Source organism: Streptomyces sp. NBC_01317, from assembly GCF_035961655.1.
Classification (GTDB): Bacteria; Actinomycetota; Actinomycetes; order Streptomycetales; family Streptomycetaceae; genus Streptomyces.
Genome location: NZ_CP108393.1, coordinates 2,458,601 through 2,479,855 on the forward strand (window position 1 = coordinate 2,458,601; position 21,255 = coordinate 2,479,855).

Here is a 21,255-nt window from a genome sequence, read left to right on the forward strand (position 1 = left end):
CACTTGTGGGGCGGGGCGGGTCAGCCCTGCCAGCTGTGCGGGGCGCGGAAGCCGGAGCTGCGCTCCAGGCGGCGCCAGCCCGCGGTGGAGCGGCCTCGGCCGACGGCCGGGGCCTCCGAGCGGGCGGCGGCGCGGGCCATCAGGACCGCGGTGATCGCCGCGAGTTCCTCGGGGTCGGCCTGACCCTTCTCGACACGCAGCAGGGAATCGTTGGTGGTCTCACTCATGGAGTCGGTCTCCGTCTTCTACCGCGGGGCTTCTACTGCGGGCTTCTACTGCGGGGGATTGCCGTGCTTGCGCGACGGCAGGTCGGCGTGCTTCGTGCGGAGCATCGCGAGGGCGCTCGCGAGCACCTCGCGGGTCTCTGCCGGGTCGATGACGTCGTCGACCAGGCCGCGCTCCGCGGCGTAGTAGGGATGCATCAGCTCCGCCTTGTACTCCTTGACCATGCGCGCGCGCATGGCCTCGGGGTCCTCGGCCTCGGCGATCTGCTTGCGGAAGATGACGTTGGCGGCACCTTCGGCGCCCATCACCGCGATCTCGTTGGTCGGCCAGGCGTAGGTGAGGTCGGCGCCGATGGACTGGGAGTCCATGACGATGTAAGCACCGCCGTACGCCTTGCGCAGGATGAGGGAGATCCGCGGCACGGTCGCGTTGCAGTACGCGTACAGCAGCTTCGCGCCGTGCCGGATGATCCCGCCGTGCTCCTGGTCGACGCCGGGCAGGAAGCCCGGTACGTCCAGGAGGGTGACGATCGGGATGTTGAAGGCGTCACACATCTGGACGAATCGCGCGGCCTTTTCCGACGCCTCGATGTCCAGGACCCCGGCGAGGGACTGCGGCTGGTTGGCGACGATGCCGACCACCTGTCCGTCGATCCGGGCGAGCGCGCAGATGATGTTGCGGGCCCAGCGCTCGTGGATCTCCAGGAAGTCGCCGTCGTCGACGAGCTCCTCGATCACCTTGTGCATGTCGTACGGGCGGTTGCCGTCGGCGGGGACCAGGTCCAGCAGGACGTCGGAGCGGCGGTCCGCCGGGTCCTCGGAGTCGACCGTGGGCGGGTTCTCGCGGTTGTTCTGCGGGAGCATCGAGAGGAGGTAGCGCACCTCGGCGATGCAGGTCTCCTCGTCGTCGTACGCGAAGTGCGCGACGCCGGAGGTCTCGGCGTGCACGTCGGCGCCGCCGAGGCCGTTCTGGGTGATCTCCTCACCCGTGACGGCCTTCACCACGTCCGGGCCCGTGATGAACATCTGCGAGGTCTCGCGGACCATGAAGACGAAGTCCGTGAGGGCGGGGCTGTAGGCGGCGCCGCCCGCGCACGGGCCGAGCATCACGCTGATCTGCGGGATGACGCCGGACGCGCGGGTGTTGCGCTGGAAGATGCCGCCGTAGCCGGCGAGCGCGGAGACGCCCTCCTGGATACGGGCGCCGGCGCCGTCGTTCAGGGAGACCAGCGGGGCACCGGCCGAGATGGCCATGTCCATGATCTTGTGGATCTTGGTGGCGTGGGCCTCGCCCAGCGCGCCGCCGAAGATCCGGAAGTCGTGCGCGTACACGAAGACCGTACGGCCGTCGACCGTGCCCCAGCCGGTGATCACACCGTCCGTGTACGGCTTCTTCGCCTCCAGGCCGAATCCGGTCGCCCGGTGCCTGCGCAGCTGCTCGACCTCTTTGAACGATCCCTCGTCGAGCAGCAGGTCGATCCGCTCACGGGCGGTCAGCTTGCCCTTGGCGTGCTGGGCCTCGGTGGCCCGGTCACTCGGCCCCCGGCGGGCCTGCTCGCGCAGGGCGTGCAGTTCGGCCACCCGGCCACGGGCGTCGGCGGGCTCGCTCGGCTTCTCGTCCACTACGGTCATGTTCCAACCCTACGAACACCCAGGGGTAAATAGCTCCGTAGACTCCACACAGTCTCCTGCCCCGATTCCTGGTGGAGCTGGACAGAACGCGACCCGAATGGGCGCGACCTCATAGCTCGGAACACCTAGTACTTGTAGGGTTTCCATAGATGTCGGCGAAGAGTCATCGCGGGTGTCCACGCAGAGTGACCTCGCAGCGGTGGCTGCCGCCGCGTGTCCCCGGGGTGATCCGCAGCCGTACGGTACGCCCCGCCGCGAGCACCTCCACGGACGGGTCCGCCGCCACCACCCGCCGTACCGGCCGGTCCCAGACGACGTCCACCGGCTGCCCGGAGCGTACCGGCTCGCCGAGGTGGATCGTGGCGGTACGCCCCCGCTCCACTACGAGCACGCTCGCGGGGGCGGTCACGGTGAGCGGGCCCGCCGTACCGGCCCGCCAGAAGTTCGCGGCGGTCAGGCCGAGGGAGCGGATCGCGACGGCGTGGACGTCGCCGCTGTGGGCGAGGAGCGACAGCCAGTGGGGGTCCGCGGCGCGGGCCGCGAGGGTACGGCGGGTGGCACCCGGCATCAGGAGATAGAGGTACGAGGCCGCGACCGGGTCGGTGCCGTGGTCGAGCCAGAGCGTGCGGTAGCGGCGGGTGCGCTGTTCGGTGGTGCTGGTGGTGTTGATGTCGTGCCAGGAGCCGGTGCGGGCCTCTTCGAGGGTCCGCAGGGTGCCGGGGGCCGCGCCGCCGGGGAAGACCCAGCCGCCGTGGCCGGCGAGGTGGGCCCAGCGGGGGCGGGGGGAGGGGTCGAGGGTGAAGAGGTGTGGCCCTGGCTCTCCCAGGTTTTCTCCCAGGTTGCGGTTGTCGATCACCGTCTCCACCGGGACGCCGTCGGTGCTGGTGATCGCGGCGCCGAGGCAGACGACGGCGTCGGCGGCGAAGATCCAGGACTTACGGGCCTCCAGCGTGGAGCCCAGGCCTTTGAGGTGCTGTCCTACGGAGGCGAACTCCCCGTCGGTGGCGCCGCCGACCCAGCGGACGGCGGGTTTGGGCGCGCCCCATTCCCCGCCGGCGCGGTCCGGGAGGCGGCGGGTGGAGACGGTGGTGCCGGGGAGCCGGTAGGGGTCGACGGTGGGCCAGAACCAGTCGGTGTACTGGTCGTTGAGGCGGTGGGCGGCGTCGGGCCGGAGGTCTCCTCCTGGCCCGGGGGTCCACCAGTAGAGCATTCCGGCGCCGGTGTGCCAGCCGCGTGGGTTCTCGCCGTTGCCGCATTCGTAGGAGGCGATGCGTTCGGAGGACATGGCGAGGTTGGCGGTCCAGCCGGGGCGGCGGTGGACGGCCCGGTCCATCCCGGGGAAGAGGGTGTGGCCGACCGGTTCGGGGGCGGCGGGGACCTCCGCGTCGGCGAGGGCGTGCAGCCGGGCGAGGTCGGCGACGTCGAACTGCGGGGCGGTGAGGATGGGGGACGGGCCGCCGGGGGCGGCGGCGCGTTCGATCCAGCCTTTTGCCCTGGCGGTCCAGCGGGTGCGTTCGGCGGGGCGCGCGACGGTCATGAGGAGCGGGATCGCCGCGATGAGGGCCTGGCCGTGGAAGTGGTCGCTCCGCAGGACGCCGAGGTCGTCGTCCTTGAGATGGCCGCGGCTGACGGCACGGCCGCTGACGCTGTCCATCATCAGACCGTCCAGGATCAGCGGCGCGTAGGCCCGCTCCACGCTGTCGAGGACGATCTGCCGGTTCGGGTCGGTGACGGCCCAGGGGGACCCGTCGAGGAGGGTGAACAGCCGGCCGAGTCCGTCGAGCAGGACCTGTCCGTACGTACCGGAGTAGGCGACCCAGGTGTGCTGGACGAACGATCCGTCGGCGTGGAGGCCGTCGCCCTTCGTGACGTACGGGAAGACGGGCGAGAGGGCGTCCCTGGCGAGGGCGATCTTCGCGGGCGCCCGGCCGAGGATGCCGCGCAGCGCGACGGAGCGGCAGAGGTCGACGCGGTTGGCGCCGGTGCTGATGCCGGAGTAGTCGGCGAGGAGGGTGTCGGGGAGGAAGTGGTCGACGGCGGCGAAGACGGCTTCCCGCGTCTGTTCGGTGAGGTGGTCGTGGAGCACGGCGGCGGTGTCGAGGAGGTGGCGGGGGCTGCCGATCCGCCACTCCCACCAGTTGCCGTACGGCGTGGTGCCGGGGTGGTAGACGGTCGCGGCGAGGTGGTCGAGCCCGCGCAGGACGGCGGCGAGGAGGGCGGGGTCGCCGGTGAGGCCGGTGCGGGGGCGGGCGTAGGCCTCGGCCATGGTGAGGAGCCGGCCGTAACTGGCGGTGATGCCGGCGGGTGGGTCGAAGGGGTGATCGGGCCAGAGGGAGGTGGAGGTGGGGGCCATGTCCTTCCGGTGCCGGGCGGCGCGGGTGCCTGTGCGGGCGAGGCGGGAGGCGTAGGGGTCTTGTTCCGCGTCGTACGCGGTACCGAGGTGGAGGGCGGCCCAGCGGAGCCGGAGGGCGTCCAGGGGATCGGGGGCGCTTGCGTGCGCGGTGCGCCCGGGGCCGAGGGTGGCGGCGGTGGCCGCGAGGAGGTGGCGTCGGGCCCAGGTCATGCGCACCTCCACGAACGCGCGCGGCTTGCCCGACGGCGACGGTTCCGTCCTCAAACGCCGGACGGGCTTGGTGGGGGCCGGGGTCCGTTTGATGGTGTCCCGACCCACACCCCCGAGCAAGCCGACCACGCCGGGCAAATCCAGCCCGTCCGGCGATTGAGGACAAGGCCTGCGCGCCGGCTTGGGGGCGGGCTAGCAGCCGCCGCAGTTGTAGAACGTCACGTCCCAGTGGTTGCCCTCGTCCGCGTAGACGTTCCCCGACCCCGCCTGCCACTGCGGGTACCCGTCCCCGCGCACCCCGATGTACGTGAACGTGTTCTTGACGTAGTTCGTCAGGCACGTCGACTTGCCGAAGTCGAGCTTGTAGCCGTTCCAGTGCGAGTACGTACCGCTCGCGTGGCCCGTCTCCGTGCCGCCCGTGATGTTCAGCGCGCAGCCCGTCGCGCTCCGCAGGGTCTGCGCGCCCTGCGCGGTCGCCTGGTTGAGCTGGTCGAACGACGTACACGTCGCGTTGTTGCGGTTCGAGCAGCCGCCGGACGACGACCAGGTGATGCCGCGCGAGCTGAACATCGACGTCGCCGTCGCGTGGGAGATCTTCGTGGCCGCCTGGGCCTCCGACGTGGCGGTGAGGACGCCGAAGCCGGGGGCCAGGAGCGCGCCCAGGACGAGCGCGAACGCGCTGAGGACGGAGCGGAGCTTCATGGGGGGATTCCTCCTGCAGATGACGGTGATGTCGGGCCGGTGGGTCGGCGGGGCAGGCGGTGCGGGTGGCGCAGGGCGATCCTGCCCGACATCTACGCGCGTCCGCCAGAGGGCGTGGGGAGCGAGCCCGTGAAGGGGTCGTGGAGGCCGTGGGTAAAGGAGTTCCCTCGATCGAGGGACATAGTTGAAATCCGAACCAGACAGGTCTATGGTTGCGCTCGTCCGGCATTCATTGAATGTTGAACTACCGACTACCACTCATAGGAGACCGACATGGCCCTCTTCGGCCGCAAGAACGACGGCGCCACCGCCACCCGCGAGATCGACCCCGCCCTGGTCGCCCTGACCGGCGCGTACACGATCGACCCGAGCCACAGCAAGATCGGCTTCTCGGTGCGCCACGCGATGGTCACCAACGTCCACGGCGCCTTCACCGAGTTCGAGGGCTCCCTGGACCTGAACGGCACCGACCCCGCCCACTCCACGGCGTCGATCGTCGTCACGATCTCCAGCGTCGACACGGGCGCGCCCGACCGCGACGGCCACCTCCTCACGGGTGACTTCTTCGACGCCGAGCAGTTCCCCAAGATGACCTTCACGTCCACCTCGGCCGAAGAGCTGGGCGGCGAGTCGTACCGCATCAACGGCGACCTCACCATCAAGGACGTCACGAAGCCGCTCTCCATCGACCTGGAGTTCAACGGCGCGGCCACCGACGCCTACGGGAACGAGCGGGTCGGCTTCGAGGGCGGCGCCACCATCCTGCGCTCCGACTGGGGCCTGACCTGGAACGCGGCGCTGGAGGCCGGCGGCGTGGTCGTCTCCGACAAGGTCAAGCTGCTCTTCGACATCAGCGCGATCAAGAAGGCCCCCGAGGCCGTCTGACCCGTCGCGCCCCCGGGGCGAGGACGAGCGTCGGTACGCGACCGGCGGGGGCGAGGCACCAGCCTCGGTACGGCCCTGCTCCCGGCAGGATCCAGCAGCCGGGAGCTAGAAGCCGCCCCCGCCGTCGAACCCGCCGCCACCGCCCCCGTCCCCTCCCCCGCCGAACCCGCCGCCCCCGAAGTCACCCGGGTCGAAGTCCGACCCCGAGGTGTCCCCGCCGTCGGAGCCGGTGTACTCGCCGCCGCCGTAATCGGCGGCGTAGCCCGGTGAGGCGATGGCCGCGCCGAGCAGCGTGCCGGCCAGCAGTCCCGGCAGCAGCCCGCCGCCGAAGTACCCCCCGGCCCAGGGCCCGTACGCGGGCCCGGCCTCGTAGTAGGGACGGGGGCCCTGTTCCGTACCGACCGTACGGACCCCCGGGTCCTCCCCGTCCGCCAGCCGCGCGGCGTCCGCCGCGCAGACCGGGACGTCCCTGACCACCCCGCCCGGCGGCGCCCACCGCGCGTCGGTCACCGAAGGCCCGTGCCGCGGGTCGAAGAAGCACGGCGAACGGCGCTCCGGCAGCGGGGCGCCCTTTCTGCGCGCGTCGAGCATCGCCAGGTGGTAGCGGCCGTCCTCCAGCGCCTCGGTCACCGTGCGCACGTCCTCCGGTGCTTGCGCGGACCCCATGAGGGATTTCGCCTTCTCGTACGCGTCGAGGGACCGCTCGTAGTCCGTACGCATCGACTCGTCCGCGCCGGACTCCGCCGGGTGGAAGTCCAGCCGGTCCAGCTCCTCGCCGAACGCCGTGATGTCCTCGTCCACGACGACCCGGAGCTTCTCCAGGGCCTCCCGCCGCTTCTCGTCCCGCCTGCGGCGGTTCCTGCTCATGACGGCGTACGCTCCCCCGCCGCCCACCACGACCAGCCCGGCGAGCGCGATCAGCCCCTCCTTCCCGTCGTTGCCGTCCCCGTTGCCGGTGGAGCCCCACGAATCGGGGGCGTGGCCGCGTGTCCGGGGCAGGGCCTGGTCGACGAAGGTGTTCAGCTCGGTCACGGCGTCCGGGGAACCCACCTTGACCGCGGCGGTGAGGTTCCGTACCGCGCGCTCCGACAGCACGGACGGGTCGGCGCCCGCGTTGAAGCCGTCGCCGAGACGGATGGCGTAGAGGCCGGTCACGCCGGTCTCGGCGCGGATCGTACGGAGCACGCTGTCGGAGGGGAACTGCGCGTTCTGCGGCAGGACGGCCACGAAGAGGGGCTTGTCCGCGTCCCGGATCTTCTTCGCCAGGGCGTCGGCCTGCGGCAGCGGCAGCTGGCCGGTGGCGCGGGGGTCCACGTACACCGGGTTCTTCCTGAGGGCGTCCGCGACGGTCCCGGGGCCGGTGGCGGCCTCGGCCGGTGGCGTGACGGGTGCCGCCGTGAGGGCGGCGGCCGAGGCGAGCAGCAACCCGGACAGTGCGGTGAAGGGCCTGGTCCTCATAAGCTGAAGCTACCCGAATCGCACCAAAATGGTTCTTACAGCAACAAAGGGAGAGGCACCCGAGCCCGCCGGCTCGGGTGCCTCGTACCTGGGGGTCCCGCGCCCGGTCAGGCGGCCTTGTACGCCGCCGTCAGCTTCGCCACCGCACCGGACAGGTCACCGGTGAGCAGCAGGTGGTCCGCCTCGGCGAAGGGCTTCGCCGACGCGGCCGTCACGGACTGGCCGATCTTCTGCTGGACGAGGAGCCTGGCCTGGCCGACCAGTTCCTTGCCCTGCGCCGACTTGCCCAGCCCGGCCTTCTGGAGGATCTTCGCCGCGAGCCCGATCGCGGCGAGCGTGGCCTGGCCGCCCTTGGGGGGCGCCGTGAGGGTCGTCAGACCCCAGCCGTACGGGTACTGCGGGTCGTACGACGCGTCACCGACGTTGATCGGCAGCGACTCGACCGTCTTCGGCCAGGTCAGCGGAAGCTGGCCGGTGAAGGCCCGCTTGCCGTAGAGGACGTCGGCGACGCCGTCGCCCTCCGTGCCCGGCAGCCAGGACGCCACGAGCGCGTCGATGTCGCCGAGCTGGTCGCCGATGAGCTGCGGGCGGCCCGCGACGACGAGGACGGCGCACTTCATGGCGGCGCAGACCGTGTCGACGGCCTTCTTGTCCTCGGCGCTCAGCGCCAGGTCGTGGCCGTTGCCGACGTCACCGATGCCTTCGGCGTACGGCTTCTCGCCGACGACGACCACTCCGACGTCGTAGCCGGCCGTGGGCTCGGTGGCGGTCTTGGAGTAGGTGAGGGTGGCATCCGGGGCCGCCTTCCTCATGCCCTCCAGGATGGTGGTGCCCGTGGTGGTCTTCCCCGAGGCGCCCTGCCAGCTGATGGTCCAGCCGCCCGCCTGATTGCCGAGGTCGTCGGCGTTGGAGCCGGCCACGTACACCTTCTGCGACGGCTTGAGCGGCAGGACCGCGCCGTCGTTCTTCAGCAGCACCTGGGACTCGGCGGCGGCCTGGCGGGCCACCGCGCGGTGGGCGGCCGAGCCGATCTCCGCCTGGTGGGTGGTGTCCGCGTACGGCTTCTCGAAGAGGCCCAGCCTGAACTTCTGCTCCAGGATGCGGGAGACGGCGTCGTCGATCCTGGCCTGGGTGATCCGGCCGGCCGCGACCTCCGCCTGGAGGGTCTGGGTGAAGGTCTTGTACTGCGTCGGGACCATGATCATGTCGAGCCCGGCGTTGACGGACGTGCGGACGTCGCTCGCGTAGTCGCCGGGGATCTGGTCGATCGCCTGCCAGTCGCTGATGACGAAGCCCTTGAAGCCCATCTTGTCCTTGAGCTCACCGTTGATCATCGCGCCGTCGGCGTGCATCTTGACGGGCGCCAGGTTGTCGTCGGTGATGTCCAGCGAGGAGTACGAGGGCATGACCGTGCCCACGCCCCGCTTCACGGCGTCCTTGAACGGCGCGAGGTGGACCTCCTCCAGCTCCTTGCGGGTGACCTTGGTGACGCCCTGGTCCAGGGTGTACGAACCGGTCGTGGAGGAGCCGTACTCGGTGCCGCCGTCGCCGACGAAGTGCTTGGCCGTGGCCAGCACCTTGTCGTTGCGGTCCAGGTCGCTGCCGGACGCCGGGCCCTGCATGCCGTTGACGACCGTGTCCAGGGAGGTCACCAGGGCGGGGTCCTCGCCGAAGGTCTCGTACGTACGGCCCCAGCGCTCGTCCCTGCCGACACAGACGCAGGGCGCGAAGTCCCACGGGACGCCGGTGGCCCGCACCTCCTTCGCCGTGACCGCGCCGGTCTTCTCCGCCAGCGCCGGGTCACGGGTCGCCCCGAGGCCGATGTTGTGCGGCATGATCGTCGCGCCGACGACGTTGTTGTGGCCGTGCACCGCGTCCACGCCGTAGATCAGCGGGATCTGGTAGCGGGTGGCCTGCGCCCTCAGCTGGAAGGCGTCGACCATCTTCGACCAGGCGGCGGGGGTGTTGGGCGTCGGCACGGAGCCGCCGCCGGAGAGCAGCGAGCCGAGGTCGTACGTGGCGATGTCGCCCTGGGCCGTGAGCGCGTTGCGCTCGGCCTGGGTCATCTGGCCGGCCTTCTCCGCGAGGGACATCCGGGAGACCAGGTCGCTGACCCGCCGCTTCACGGAGAGCTTGGTGTCGAGGTACGGCAGGCCGTGCGCGTCCACCACGACCTGCGGGTTCTCGACCGGCGGCTTGGCACCGGTGACGGTGAGCTTGAGCGGTACGGTCTCCGCGCTCTCACCGGCCCGGTCCTTGAGGGTCGGGATCTCGACGGTCCGCGAGGTGCCCGACGCGCTGCCGGCCGGGAAGGTGACCGTACCGGAGACGGGGGTGTAGTCCTTGCCCGCCTCGGCGGTGCCGCCCTCGGTGGTGTAGTCGACGGTCACGGGCTCGTCGACGGGGACGGAGCCGGTCGTCGCGACGGAGACCTTCACCTGCGCGGTGGCGCCCTCCTTGACCGGGTACACCGCCGCGTCGGTGACGACGCCCGCCTTGAGGCTCGGGTCGGCCTTGCCGTACAACTCCACGCCGTCCAGGGCGAAGCGCCCGGGGGCGCCGGTGGGCATGGTGAAGGCGTAGCCCCACATCTCGGTCAGGCCGAGGACGTGGTCGATGCCGCCGACGGGCTGGTAGTCGGTGCGGTACTGGAAGTCCGCGAAGGGGATCTCGACCAGGTGCCACCCCTCCCAGTCGTCGGTGAAGGTCGTGTTCCAGAGCTCGGAGGCCTCGCCGTTGGCGCCGCCGTCCTTGATCTCGAAGGCGATCTTCTTGCCGGATCCGGGCGGCAGCGGCGCGGTGTTCTGGCCGTACCACCAGAAGCGGATGCCCCGGTGGGCCGACCAGTCGTGCGACGGCTTGTCGAAGGCGAAGTCGTGGCTGAACCCGCCGTACCCGCTGACGTTGTAGCTGCCTTCGAGGACCTTGGCGCCCTCGGGGGCGTCGGCGCGGTCCGCGATGCTCAGCGTGGGCGGGTCGTCGGCGTCCCCGCCCCAGGTGAAGATGCCCTCCGCGGGCGGGTTCGCGAAGGGGATCTCGCCCTCGAAGCGGTCGACGGCGACGGGGGCCGGGTCGTCCGCCGCGGTGGCGGACGACGCGGTTCCCGCGAGGGGCAGCAGCCCCGCCAGGACGGCGGCCGCGAGCAGCGCCGCCGTCCTGGTGCCCGGTCTCGGTCTGACACGTGTGCCTTGCATGGTGCTCCTTGTGTCCCTGGTGCCCCCGGTGACTCTGGTGTCACCGGGGGCGTAGCGGACCGGCCGGTGCCGGGGAGGGTGTCACCCCTCCCCGGCACCGGCTGGTCTTACTTCTGTTCGACCCGCACCCAGTCCACCTCGGCCTTGATCCCGCCCTGCGCGATGCGGTCGACGCTCGACTGCGGGAGGCCCCAGTAGGGCTGGGTGACCTTGTTCCAGCCGGCCGGATAGGCGCCGCCCAGAGCGAGGTTGAGGATCACGTACTGGTTGTGGTCGAAGACCCACTTGCCGCGGGTCGACTCCAGCTTCTGCCGGGAGGTCTCCTGCACCACACGGTCGTCGACGGTGAAGCGCATGCCTTCCGGCAGCCACTCGACGGCGTACGTGTGCCACTGGTCGACGCGGCCGCCTCCCGGGAAGGTCTGGGTCTTGCCGATGTTGCCGTCGGCCGAGTAACCGGGCCCGTGCAGAGCGGTGCTGGTCCAGTCGCCGTAGCCGATGTTCTCCATGATGTCGGTCTCCCCCGAACCGGGCCAGGAGACGGACGGGTTGTCCACGTCACTTCCGAGCAGCCAGAACGCCGGCCAGAAGCCGTCCCCGACGGGGAGCTTCAGACGGGCACTCACCTTGCCGTAGGTGAAGTCGAACTTGGTGTTGGTGTCGATGCGGCCCGACGTGAAGTCGTAGGTCCCGCCGCCCGGCACGGTCGTGCAGCCCTTGCAGTACTTGGACTCCAGGACCAGAGTGCCGTTCTCCGTACGGATGTTGTTGGCCGAGTCCACATACGCCTGGGACTCGCCGTTGACCGAGCCCATCTCCTGGCCGGTGCGCACCACGCGCCACTTGTTGCGGTCGAGTCCGGAGCCGGTGAAGTCGTCGAAGAAGGTGGTGCGGTAGGCGCCGGTGGAGTTCTTCGGCAGGGCCGGGTAGGCGGCGTTGGCGCTGCCGCCGGTCCCCCAGACCTGGAACTCGTAGAGGGAGTAGCCGAATTGGGCGGTCGCCGGCGCCGGGTTGTAGAACGAGCGGCGCTCCTTGCCCAGCATCCGTACGTAACGGCCGGTCGCCGGGGTGGGCAGGGTGATGGTGTCGCGCCGGCCGGCCGCCTCCCCCGGGGCCTTGATGTCGGCGCGGCGGGCCGCGACGTCGGCGGCGGAGGGCCGGTAGACCGTGCGCCAGGTGCGGTTGTCGTCGGAGACCTGGAGTTCGTAGTCGACGGCGTAGGCCGCCTCCCAGTACAGGTCGACCGCTTCGATGCGGGACGAGGCGCCCAGGTCGACCCCGACCCAGCGGTCCACGTTCCAGTCGCTGGCCCAGCGGGTCTGGTCGCCCTTGAGGTCGGCCGGCCAGCCGCCGTCGGTCACGTAGGCCGGTGAATTGCCCGCGTGCTGGTAGAGGTTGCCGTACGCGGGGTGGTTCAGGGCGAGGTTGGTACGGGTGGTGGAGGCGGGCGCCACGTCACCTCCGTACACCTGGAAGGAGAAGAGGGAGTAGCCCCACGCGGTGGCCCGCTGGACGCCGCGCAGCCGGACGTACCGGCCGGTGACCTCCTGGGGGTAGGTGTGGGCGGTGACGGTGCCGCCGGTGCCGTCGGTCTCGGTGTAGAAGTTGGTCCAGTTGGTGCCGTCCTTGGAGATTTCGAGGACGTACTGCTTGCCGTACGCGGCTTCCCATTCGAGCTTCACCTGGTTGACGCGCAGGGAGCTGCCCAGGTCGACCTGGATCCAGGCGTTGTCGGCGAACTCGCTGCCCCAGCGGGTCGCGGCATTGCCGTCGAAGGCTTTGCCTGGGCCGACGTCGGGGTTCTCGCTGCCCGAGGAGGTGACCCGGGCCGGGCTGATCGCGTAGGAGGCGGCGGCCTGGTCGGCGTTCCAGGGCGCGGCGGCCACCGCGGCGGCCTTCGCGGGGACCGCCCCGGGGGCGGCCGGGGGTGCGGCGAACGCGAGCGGTGCGGAGAGGGCCACCAGTGCGGCGGTGGTGGCGAGGAGTGTGGTGCGCGAGGGCATCGTTGCCTCCGGGGTGGGGGGAGTGCGGGTGGGTGCGGTGCGTGCTACCGCCGTGCGGCCCGGGTGCGGCCGATCGTGTCGCGGTACCACTTGGCGCTGTCCTTGAGGGTCCTGACCTGGGTGTCGTAGTCGACGCGGACGATCCCGAAGCGCTTGTCGTAGCCGTACGCCCACTCGAAGTTGTCCATCAGCGACCAGGCGAAGTAGCCCCGTACGTCGGCTCCCGCCTCCCGGGCCGCGGCGACGGCCTCGATGTGGTCGGCGAGGAACGCGGTGCGGTCGGCGTCCGGGACGGAACCGTCGGCGGCCACCGCGTCGTCGAACGCGGCGCCGTTCTCGGTGATCACCGTCGGTACGGCGTACTCCCGCTGGAGGCGCAGGAGCAGATCGGTCAGTTCGGTCGGGGTGATCTCCCAGTCCATGGCGGTACGGGGCAGATCACGCGGGACGCCACGGGTGACGGGCAGCCCGTCGGCGCCCACCGGGGAGCCCTCCTCGGTGACTCCGGAGAAGAGGGTGCCCCGGTAGAAGTTGACCCCGAGGATGTCGATCGGGGTGGAGATGGTCTTGAGGTCGCCGTCCTGGACGGGGATCTCGACGCCGCGCGCCGCCAGGTCGGCGACGATGTCCTCGGGGTAGTGGCCGTGGACGAGCGGGTCGAGGTACAGGCGGCTGCCGAGGCCGTCGGCGCGGCGGCACGCCTCGGCGTCCGCCTCGCTGTCCGTCTCGGGGGTGGCGGTGCCGAGGTTGAGGGTGATGCCCAGCTCCAGCGGCCGGTCCCCGGCGGCGTCCCGGATCCGCCGGGCGGCGAGCCCGTGGCCGAGGAGCAGGTGGTGGACGGCGTGGATGGCGTCGCCGAAATCGGTGCGGCCGGGGGCGTGCACGCCCAGGTCGTACCCGAGCATCGCCGAGCACCAGGGCTCGTTGAGCGTGGTCCAGTGCTCGACCCGGTCGCCGAGGGCGTCGTAGGCGAGGGCCGCGTAGTCGGCGAAGCGGTACGCGGTGTCGCGGGCCGGCCAGCCGCCCGCGTCCTCCAGCTCCTGCGGGAGGTCCCAGTGGTAGAGCGTGATCCACGGGGTGATGTCCCGGTCGCGCAGCTCGTCGACCAGGCGCTTGTAGAAGTCCAGGCCCTTGGCGTTGGCCGGTCCCGTGCCGCCGGGCTGGATGCGCGGCCAGGCGAGCGAGAAGCGGTACGTGTCGACCCCGAGCCCCGCGATCAGCTCCACGTCCTGCGGCATCCGGTGGTAGTGGTCGCAGGCCACGTCACCGTGTTCCCCTCCGGCGACCGCCCCCGGCACCCGGCAGAAGGTGTCCCAGATCGAGGGGGTCCTGCCGTCGTCGGCAGCCGCTCCCTCGATCTGGTAGGCGGAGGTGGCGACGCCCCAGCGGAAGTCCGCGGGGAGGCCGGGGATCGCCACGGCGGGGCGGGTGAGGCCCTGGGGGGTGAGGGCGTTCATGGGTCTCCTGGGTCAGGGGAAAGCACACGAGTGCGCGGGCGGGTGGGCGGAGGCGGTCGGGGCCGGTCCGGCGGTACGGGGTGCTCAGCCGGGGTCGGTGGGGGCGGGGTCGGGGGCGGGCGGGGTGTGGTGCAGCCAGCAGGCCACCGTGCGGTCGGGTTCACCCGGCGGCCCCGCGAGGACCGGGACGTGGGACGGGCAGGGCGCGAACGCCTTGCCGCAGCGGGGGTGGAAGGCGCAGCCGGCGGGCATCGCGGTGAGGTGCGGGGGCGAGCCGGGAATCCCGGTCAGCTCGCGGCGGGGGCCGTGCAGGGCGGGGAAGGAGTGCAACAGGCCGTCGCTGTAAGGGTGTCGGGGGTCGCGATAGATGTCGGCGGAGGCGGCCTCCTCGACGATCCGTCCCCCGTACATGATCGCGATCCGGTCGGAGAACTCGATCAGCAGCGAGATGTCGTGGGTGATGAAGACGACCGAGAAGCCCAGCTCCTCGCGGAGGCTGACGAGCTTGCGCAGGATCTGACGCTGCATCACCACGTCGAGGGCGGTGGTCGGTTCGTCCATGATGACGATCTCGGGCTCCAGGGCGAGGGCCATCGCGATCATCACGCGCTGCCGCATGCCGCCGGAGAGCTGGTGCGGATAGGCGGAGAGCCGGTCCTTGGAGATGCCGACGAGCGTGAGCAACTCCTCGGCGCGGGCGGTGCGTTCGGCCGCGCGCATCTGCGGGCGGTGGGCCTGGAGGACATCGGTGAGCTGGCTGTGGACGGTGTGCACGGGGTTGAGGGAGTTCATCGCGCCCTGGAAGACGATCGACAGCTCCTGCCAGCGGAAGGCCCGCAACTCCCGTGCGCCTAGCGCGAGAAGGTCGACCGGCTCCTGGTCCCATGGGTGGTAGTGGACGTCTCCCCCGGTGATCACCCCGGGCGGGGAGAGCAGCCGGGTCACCGCGTACGCGAGGGTCGACTTGCCGGAGCCGGACTCGCCGGCGAGACCGAGCACCTCGCCCCGGTGCAGGGTGAGGTCGACGGAGCGCAGGGCGTGCACGGCGTGGGTGCCGGTGCCGTAGTCGACATCGAGGCCGCGGATGGTCAGGACGGGACGGCCGGTCATGCGCGCGGCTCCTTGTCGGGCGTACGGGCGTCGGGCGCGGCGGAACCGGTCGTACGGGAGCCCGTCGTACCGGGGTCGGCCGTACGGGCGGCTTCCGCGGGGGCGCCGGTCCTGCGGGCCACCGGCGTGAAGCCGACCCGCATCCGCACCTTCCGGGACGCGCCCGTCTCCGTACGCAGCCGGGGGTTGATGAACTCGTCGATCCCGAAGTTGATCAGCGAGAGGGCCGCGCCGAGCAGGGCGATGCAGAGCCCCGCCGGGACGAACCACCACCACGCGCCCTGCGCCAGCGCCTGGTTGGACTGGGCCCAGAACAGGACCGTCCCCCAGTTCCAGTTGGAGATGTCGGCGACCCCCGTGAAGGCGAGCGTGATCTCCAGCAGGACGGCGAAGATGACCGTCCCGACGAAGCCGGACGCGATCACGGCGGTGAGGTTGGGCATGATCTCGAAGCAGATGATCCGCCAGGTGGGCTCCCCGGTCGCCCGCGCCGCCTCCACGTAGTCGCGGCGGCGCAGGGAGAGCGTCTGGGCGCGCAGGACCCGGGCGCCCCACGCCCAGGACGTGAAGGCGATCACCACGGCGATCAGCAGGTCACCCGCGTCCGAGACGAAGCTGGCGATGATGATGATCAGCGGCAGCGCGGGGATGACCAGGAAGATGTTGGAGAGCGCCGAGAGCAGCTCGTCCGCGACCCCGCCGAGGAAACCGGAGCTGACCCCGATCAGCACGGCGAGGACGGTCGCGAAGAATCCCGCCACGAATCCGACGATCAGCACCCCGCGGGTGCCGACGAGGATCTGCGAGAGCACGTCCTGGCCGGTCTGGGTGGTGCCGAACCAGTGCGCCCCGGAGGGCGGCCGCAGGATCTCGTCGCTCATCCGGTCCGGGTCGTACGGCGCGATCCACGGGCCGATGACCGCCAGCAGGACGAAGAACCCGAGGATCGCCAGGCCGGTGACGGTCTTGCCGCCGCGCAGGAAGCGCAGCCGGGTGCGCCGGGCGGGGGCCGGGGTCAACGCCGTGTCGAGGACGGCGGCTTCGGCAGCGGTGACGGCCATGGCTCAGGCCTCCTTCCGGGTACGCGGATCGAGCAGCAGGTAGACCATGTCGGCCAGCAGGTTCGCCGCCAGCACCGAGAGCGTGATGATCAGGAAGACGCCCTGCATCAGCGGATAGTCCTTGGCCCCGACGGCCTGGAAGAGCTGATAGCCGATGCCCGGATAGGAGAAGACCATCTCCACCAGCAGCGTGCCGCCGACGATGAAGCCGAGGGAGAGGGCGAAGCCGGAGATGTTGGGGAGGATCGCGTTCCGGGCGGCGTACGAGAACATCACGCGCCGCTCCGACAGGCCCTTGGCCTGGGCGACCATCACGTAGTCCTCGGAGGACACGGTCACCATCATGTTCCGCATCCCGAGGATCCAGCCCGCCACGGCGCTGAGCACGATCGTGACGCCCGGCAGGACGGAGTGGTAGAGGGCGCTGGAGAGGAACGGCACGTCGAAGGCGGGCACCAGCGAGCCGTCGTAGCCGCCCGAGGCCGGGAACAGCGGCCATTTCACGGCGAACAGCGCGATGGCGATCAGGCCGAGCCAGAAGTACGGGATGGACGAGATGAAGGTGGTGACGGGCAGCAGCCCGTCCAGCCAGGAACCGCGCCGCCAGCCGCTGTAGACGCCGATGCCGGTGCCGAGCAGGAAGCTGATCAGGGTGGTGGTGCCGACCAGGGCCAGGGTCCAGGGCAGCGACTGGGAGATGACCTCGCTGACCGGGGTGGGGAAGAAGGTGAACGACAGCCCCAGATCGCCCTGGAGGAGCTGCGACCAGTAGTCGGTGTACTGCTGCCAGAGCGAGCGCTCCTTGTCCAGGCCGAAGAGGGCCTTGAGGGAGTTGACGGCGCTGGTGTCGAGCTGGCCCTGGAAGCGGGCGATCAGGGCCTGGACCGGGTCGCCGGGCATCAGCCGCGGGATCAGGAAGTTGATCGTGATCGCGGCCCAGGCGGTGACGGCGTAGAAGGTGAGCCGCTGGAGGACGTACTTCACGGGGCGGTCACCTCCGGCGCGGCGGGGCCGTTCTCCGCGTCCGGGCCGTCCTCGTACAGCCAGCAGGCCGCCCACTGGCCACCGGCCAGTTCGAAGCGCGGCGGCAGTTCCGTACGGCAGCGCTCCATGGCCCGCGGGCAGCGGGGGTGGAAGCGGCAGCCGGCGGGGGGTGCGATCAGCGACGGGGGTTCGCCGGTGCCGGTCTCCTCCTGCCGCTCCTCCGCCACGATCCGGTCGGGGTCCGGCGCCGAGGCGATCAGCAGTTGGGTGTACGGGTGCGCGGGGCGCTGCGTGACGGTCTCGCTGTCCCCGCCCTCGACGATCCGGCCCGCGTACATCACCAGCGTCGTGTCGGCGAAGTACCGGGCGGAGGCGATGTCGTGGGTGATGTAGAGGATCGCGAGCCGCAGCCGCTCCTTGAGGTCGCGCAGCAGGTTGAGCACGCCGAGCCGGATGGAGACGTCGAGCATCGAGACGGGCTCGTCGGCCAGCAGCACCTGCGGGTCGGCGCCGAGCGCGCGGGCGATGGCCACGCGCTGGCGCTGCCCGCCGGAGAGTTCGTGCGGGAACTTGTCCAGGAACTGCCCGGGCGGGCTGAGTTGGACGCGCTCCAGCAGCGCCGACGACTCCTCCTCCGTGCCCCGCTTGCCGTGGATCCGCAGCGAGCGGGTGAGGTGGTAGCGCACGGTGTGCACCGGGTTGAGGGAGGCGAACGGGTCCTGGAAGATCAGCTGGACCTGTTTGACGTACGCGCGGAAGGACCGGCCGCGCCCCGCCTTGACGGGCTTGCCGCCGAGCCGTATCTCCCCCTCGGTGAGGGGGTACAGCTGGGCGAGCAGCCGGGCGACGGTGGACTTGCCCGAGCCCGACTCCCCCACCAGCGCGGTGACCGTGCCGCGCCGCAGCAGCAGCGACACGTCGTCCACGGCGTGGACGCTGCGGTGCCGGCCGGCGAGCAGGTCGCCACCGGTGCGGCGGACGGGGAAGTGCTTGGTGACGCCGCGGGCTTCGAGCACGACGGCCTGATCGTGGCCGCCGTGCCCGCCGTGGCCGTTGGATCCGTCGGGTCCGTCCTGGCCCGTGGCGGTGGGGCCGTCCTGGGCGGTCGTGTTCCGGGGGGTGGGGGTCATGGCCGGTCCCGCCGTCACTTCGCCGCGGGCTTGAGGTGCAGCACGATGTCCAGCGAGTTGGGCTGGGTGGGCTGCGGGGGGCCGTACGGGTTCTCCTCGGTGGGCCAGCCGACCCAGTACTTGGTGGAGTACTCCGCGCCGATCGGGCCGGCCGCCGTCGGGATCATCGGCACCTCCTCGACCATGATCTTCTGGAGGGTGTTCATGGCCGCCGTACGGGCCGCGTCCTCGGTGGCGTTGGCGTACTCCCGCAGCGCCTTCGTCGCCTCGGGGCTGTCGAAGCGGCCGAAGTTGCCGAGCTGGGAGGCCTTGCCGACGGGCTGGAGCAGCTCCCCGTCCATGATGTTCTGGTACATGTCGTAGGGCGTCGGGCCGCTGTTGGTCCAGTGCAGCGTGGCGTCGAACTTGCCGTTGGTGACGTCCGACGTCCAGGACTCGGCGGTCTGGGTCTTGACCTTCGCCTCGATGCCGAGCTGCTTGATGTTGTCCTTGATGATCGCGAGACCGGTGATGTAGTCGTTCCAGCCGGCCGGGTCCGTGAAGGTCAGGGAGACCGGCTTGCCCTTGGGGTCCTTGAGCACCCCGCCGTCGAGCTTGTATCCCGCCTCGGCCAGGAGCTTCTTCGCCCCGGCGACATCGGGCTTGACGGTGGCGTTCTTGTACTCGGGTGCGAGGAAGGAGTCACCGGCGGGCAGCGGGATGCCGGTCGGGTTGGTGATCTCCGGGTACAGCGTGGCCTGGGCCTGGACGTGGATGGCGCGGCGGTCGACCACCATCGCCATGGCCTTGCGCAGCGCCTTGTCGGCGAGCGGGCCCCGGGTGGTGTTGAACCACAGGCCGTGGATGCCGAGCCCGGAGGGGAACCAGAGCTTGTTGTTCTTGGGGTCCTTGGCGACGTACAGCTGCTTGTAGTTCGGCATGAAGACGAAGGACCACTGGGTCTGGCCGCTCGCCAGGGCCGTGGTCTGCGCGCTGTTGTCGTTGTACGACGTGTACCGCAGCTCCTTCACCTGGGTCGTGCCCTTCCAGTAGGAGGGCAGGGCGGTGAGGGTGGTGGTCTGCGGGGTGAACGTCTTGAGCTTGTACGGGCCCGAGCCGACGGGCGTCCGGTTGGGCCAGGTCGCCGGGTCCTTGACGGTCTCCCAGATGTGCTTCGGGACGACGTACGTCTGGAGGATCTTGTTCTGGTTGACGAACTGGCTCTCCTTGAAGGTCAGGACGAGCTGGTCGCCCTGCGCCTCGATGCCGTCGAACTGGAGGCCGTTGCCGTTGAGCGCCGGGTACTTCTTCAGCAGTTCGAAGGTGAAGGCGGCGTCCTCGGCGGTCAGCGGCTTGCCGTCGGACCACTTGGCCTTGGGATCGATGGTGAAGGTGACCTTCGTGAAGTTGGACTCCCACTCCCAGCCGGTCGCCAGCCAGGGCTTCGCCTTCTCGCTGGGGCGGATGAGGTTCGTCATCGCCAGCGGCTCGTAGATCATGTAGCGGTAGCCGAGCGAGGCGCCCGCCGACGTGCCCAGGAACGGGTTGCTGTTGTTGGTCTGGGGACCGTTCGGCATGCTGACGGTGAGCACACCCGACGCGCCGCCGGCCTTCCGGTTGGCATCCGAGTTGGCCGAGGAACATCCGGCGGCGAGCGCGGCCACGACGGTGGCGGCGGCCAGCGCCCGGAGCGTGCGGTGTGCGGACATGGGGGTCTCCAGGAAGGACTACGGGTTCGGGCGGACAACTGCGCTGCGGTGCGTGCGGTGCAAGGCGGTGCGTGGGGTACAGGGCGTTGCGTGCGTGCGGTGCGCTGTCGTTACGGCGCCGACTGCCGGACGACGAGTTCGGTGGGCAGGACGACCGGTTCGTCGGGGGCGGCCGCCCCTCCGAGGTGTTCCAGGAGCATCCGCGCCGCCGTCTCGCCCATCTGCCGGGCGGGCTGGCGGACGGTTGTCAGCGGAGGCTCGGTGTGCCGGGCCATCGGGATGTTGTCGAAGCCGACCACGGCGATGTCGTCGGGGACGGTCCGCCCGGCGGCCCGCAGGGCCCGCAGGGCGCCGGCCGCGCTGATGTCGTTGTGCGCGAACACCGCGTCGAACGCGACCCGCCCGTTGAGGAGTTTCTCGACCGCGAGCCGTCCGGACAGCTCGGTGAAGTCGCCGACCACGACCCGGTCGGTGGGCAGGACGTGCCGGAAGCCGGCGAGCCGGTCCCGTACACACCCGAAGTGGGCCGGGCCTGTGATGACCAGCGGCTTTTTGCGTCCGTCGGCCAGCAGATGGCGGGCCGCCGACGCGCCTCCCTCGAAATTGGTGGTCACGACGGAGGGGAAGTCCTCGGGGTGACTGCCGCGGTCGTCGATCAGGACGACGGGCAGGCCCTGGCGGTGCAGGCCGATGATGGTGTCGAGGGTGTTCTCCGGTTCGACGACGAGCAGTCCGTCGAAGGCGCGGGCCGAGACCTGGGTGGTGAACCGCTGAACCGATTCAGCACCCCGGTTGCAGGTGAACAGCAGCAGCCCGTACCCCGCCGCCTCCACGGTGTCGACCACCCCTTGGAGCACCTCGCCCATCCACGGCCAGGTCAGCGAGGGCACCAGCATGCCGACCGTACGGCTGCTCCCGCGCGCCAGTCCGACGGCGCCCGAGCTGGGTACGTACCCGAGCTGCGCGATGACCGCGCGGACGCGGGCCGCCGTACCGCCGTCGACCTCGCCCTTGGTGTTGATGACGCGGGACACGGTCGTCTTGCTGACGCCCGCCTGGCGGGCGACGTCGGCGATCGTGACACGCATCGGGGCCTCCGCGTCGAGGTGTGGAACCGGTACCGCAACCGCTTCCGGAACCGGTACCGGGCGTTGGGCGGTGAGT

General features: G+C 70.9%; 15 protein-coding genes. 1 reads left to right on the plus strand and 14 read right to left on the minus strand.

The features are described from left to right. Positions 1–20: 20 nt before the first annotated feature. The 4 genes from OG349_RS10225 to OG349_RS10240 form a co-directional block, all read right to left on the minus strand. Positions 21–227, minus strand: coding sequence for an acyl-CoA carboxylase subunit epsilon (locus tag OG349_RS10225; RefSeq protein ID WP_327234310.1), 207 nt, complete (start codon positions 225–227; stop codon positions 21–23). Between the two features lie 45 nt (positions 228–272). Beyond that, complete coding sequence (locus OG349_RS10230) at positions 273–1,856, minus strand: acyl-CoA carboxylase subunit beta (protein WP_161310402.1); 1,584 nt, start codon at positions 1,854–1,856, stop codon at positions 273–275. A 163-nt stretch (positions 1,857–2,019) separates the two neighbouring features. After that, positions 2,020–4,419 carry a polysaccharide lyase 8 family protein gene (locus OG349_RS10235; RefSeq protein WP_327234311.1) on the minus strand — a complete coding sequence of 800 codons (2,400 nt, stop codon included), beginning with the start codon at positions 4,417–4,419 and terminating at the stop codon, positions 2,020–2,022. 192 nt (positions 4,420–4,611) lie between these two features. Continuing rightward, entirely contained in the window at positions 4,612–5,121 is a 510-nt protein-coding gene (locus tag OG349_RS10240; protein WP_327234312.1) for a hypothetical protein, read from the minus strand. A gap of 273 nt (positions 5,122–5,394) precedes the next feature. On the opposite strand from OG349_RS10240, the gene OG349_RS10245 reads away from it, so the two are divergent. Continuing rightward, positions 5,395–6,006 carry a YceI family protein gene (locus OG349_RS10245; protein ID WP_327234313.1) on the plus strand — a complete coding sequence of 204 codons (612 nt, stop codon included), beginning with the start codon at positions 5,395–5,397 and terminating at the stop codon, positions 6,004–6,006. Between the two features lie 105 nt (positions 6,007–6,111). On the opposite strand, the gene OG349_RS10250 is transcribed toward OG349_RS10245, so the two are convergent. The 10 genes from OG349_RS10250 to OG349_RS10295 form a co-directional block, all read right to left on the minus strand. Beyond that, complete coding sequence (locus OG349_RS10250) at positions 6,112–7,464, minus strand: hypothetical protein (RefSeq protein ID WP_327234314.1); 1,353 nt, start codon at positions 7,462–7,464, stop codon at positions 6,112–6,114. Between the two features lie 107 nt (positions 7,465–7,571). Next, positions 7,572–10,658 carry a glycoside hydrolase family 3 protein gene (locus OG349_RS10255; RefSeq protein ID WP_327234315.1) on the minus strand — a complete coding sequence of 1,029 codons (3,087 nt, stop codon included), beginning with the start codon at positions 10,656–10,658 and terminating at the stop codon, positions 7,572–7,574. A 107-nt stretch (positions 10,659–10,765) separates the two neighbouring features. Next, the gene (locus tag OG349_RS10260) at positions 10,766–12,661 is read right to left on the minus strand and encodes a discoidin domain-containing protein (RefSeq protein ID WP_327234316.1); all 1,896 of its coding nucleotides are present in this window, start codon (positions 12,659–12,661) and stop codon (positions 10,766–10,768) included. 44 nt (positions 12,662–12,705) lie between these two features. Continuing rightward, a complete protein-coding gene (locus OG349_RS10265) occupies positions 12,706–14,118 on the minus strand; it encodes a GH1 family beta-glucosidase (protein WP_327234317.1) in 1,413 nt (470 codons plus the stop codon). A gap of 84 nt (positions 14,119–14,202) precedes the next feature. Beyond that, complete coding sequence (locus tag OG349_RS10270) at positions 14,203–15,228, minus strand: ABC transporter ATP-binding protein (RefSeq protein WP_327234318.1); 1,026 nt, start codon at positions 15,226–15,228, stop codon at positions 14,203–14,205. Further along, positions 15,225–16,289 carry an ABC transporter permease gene (locus tag OG349_RS10275; RefSeq protein WP_327234319.1) on the minus strand — a complete coding sequence of 355 codons (1,065 nt, stop codon included), beginning with the start codon at positions 16,287–16,289 and terminating at the stop codon, positions 15,225–15,227. The genes OG349_RS10270 and OG349_RS10275 overlap by 4 nt, the downstream gene beginning before the upstream one ends. A 3-nt stretch (positions 16,290–16,292) precedes the next feature. After that, positions 16,293–17,273, minus strand: a complete 981-nt coding sequence (locus OG349_RS10280) for an ABC transporter permease (RefSeq protein ID WP_327234320.1) — start codon at positions 17,271–17,273, stop codon at positions 16,293–16,295. After that, positions 17,270–18,403: an ABC transporter ATP-binding protein gene (locus OG349_RS10285; RefSeq protein ID WP_327234321.1), complete on the minus strand. Its 1,134-nt coding sequence runs from the start codon at positions 18,401–18,403 to the stop codon at positions 17,270–17,272. The genes OG349_RS10280 and OG349_RS10285 overlap by 4 nt, the downstream gene beginning before the upstream one ends. Before the next feature lie 14 nt (positions 18,404–18,417). Then, the gene (locus OG349_RS10290) at positions 18,418–20,091 is read right to left on the minus strand and encodes an ABC transporter substrate-binding protein (protein ID WP_327234322.1); all 1,674 of its coding nucleotides are present in this window, start codon (positions 20,089–20,091) and stop codon (positions 18,418–18,420) included. A gap of 110 nt (positions 20,092–20,201) precedes the next feature. After that, entirely contained in the window at positions 20,202–21,179 is a 978-nt protein-coding gene (locus OG349_RS10295; protein ID WP_327234323.1) for a LacI family DNA-binding transcriptional regulator, read from the minus strand. Between the last annotated feature and the right edge of the window lie 76 nt (positions 21,180–21,255).

Bases quoted from the DNA above. Each gene is read 5' to 3' on its own strand.
- OG349_RS10225 (WP_327234310.1), bottom strand. From the start codon at position 227: ATGAGTGAGACCACCAACGATTCCCTGCTGCGTGTCGAGAAGGGTCAG.
- OG349_RS10230 (WP_161310402.1), bottom strand. From the start codon at position 1,856: ATGACCGTAGTGGACGAGAAGCCGAGCGAGCCCGCCGACGCCCGTGGC.
- OG349_RS10235 (WP_327234311.1), bottom strand. From the start codon at position 4,419: ATGACCTGGGCCCGACGCCACCTCCTCGCGGCCACCGCCGCCACCCTC.
- OG349_RS10240 (WP_327234312.1), bottom strand. From the start codon at position 5,121: ATGAAGCTCCGCTCCGTCCTCAGCGCGTTCGCGCTCGTCCTGGGCGCG.
- OG349_RS10245 (WP_327234313.1), top strand. From the start codon at position 5,395: ATGGCCCTCTTCGGCCGCAAGAACGACGGCGCCACCGCCACCCGCGAG.
- OG349_RS10250 (WP_327234314.1), bottom strand. From the start codon at position 7,464: ATGAGGACCAGGCCCTTCACCGCACTGTCCGGGTTGCTGCTCGCCTCG.
- OG349_RS10255 (WP_327234315.1), bottom strand. From the start codon at position 10,658: ATGCAAGGCACACGTGTCAGACCGAGACCGGGCACCAGGACGGCGGCG.
- OG349_RS10260 (WP_327234316.1), bottom strand. From the start codon at position 12,661: ATGCCCTCGCGCACCACACTCCTCGCCACCACCGCCGCACTGGTGGCC.
- OG349_RS10265 (WP_327234317.1), bottom strand. From the start codon at position 14,118: ATGAACGCCCTCACCCCCCAGGGCCTCACCCGCCCCGCCGTGGCGATC.
- OG349_RS10270 (WP_327234318.1), bottom strand. From the start codon at position 15,228: ATGACCGGCCGTCCCGTCCTGACCATCCGCGGCCTCGATGTCGACTAC.
- OG349_RS10275 (WP_327234319.1), bottom strand. From the start codon at position 16,289: ATGGCCGTCACCGCTGCCGAAGCCGCCGTCCTCGACACGGCGTTGACC.
- OG349_RS10285 (WP_327234321.1), bottom strand. From the start codon at position 18,403: ATGACCCCCACCCCCCGGAACACGACCGCCCAGGACGGCCCCACCGCC.
- OG349_RS10290 (WP_327234322.1), bottom strand. From the start codon at position 20,091: ATGTCCGCACACCGCACGCTCCGGGCGCTGGCCGCCGCCACCGTCGTG.
- OG349_RS10295 (WP_327234323.1), bottom strand. From the start codon at position 21,179: ATGCGTGTCACGATCGCCGACGTCGCCCGCCAGGCGGGCGTCAGCAAG.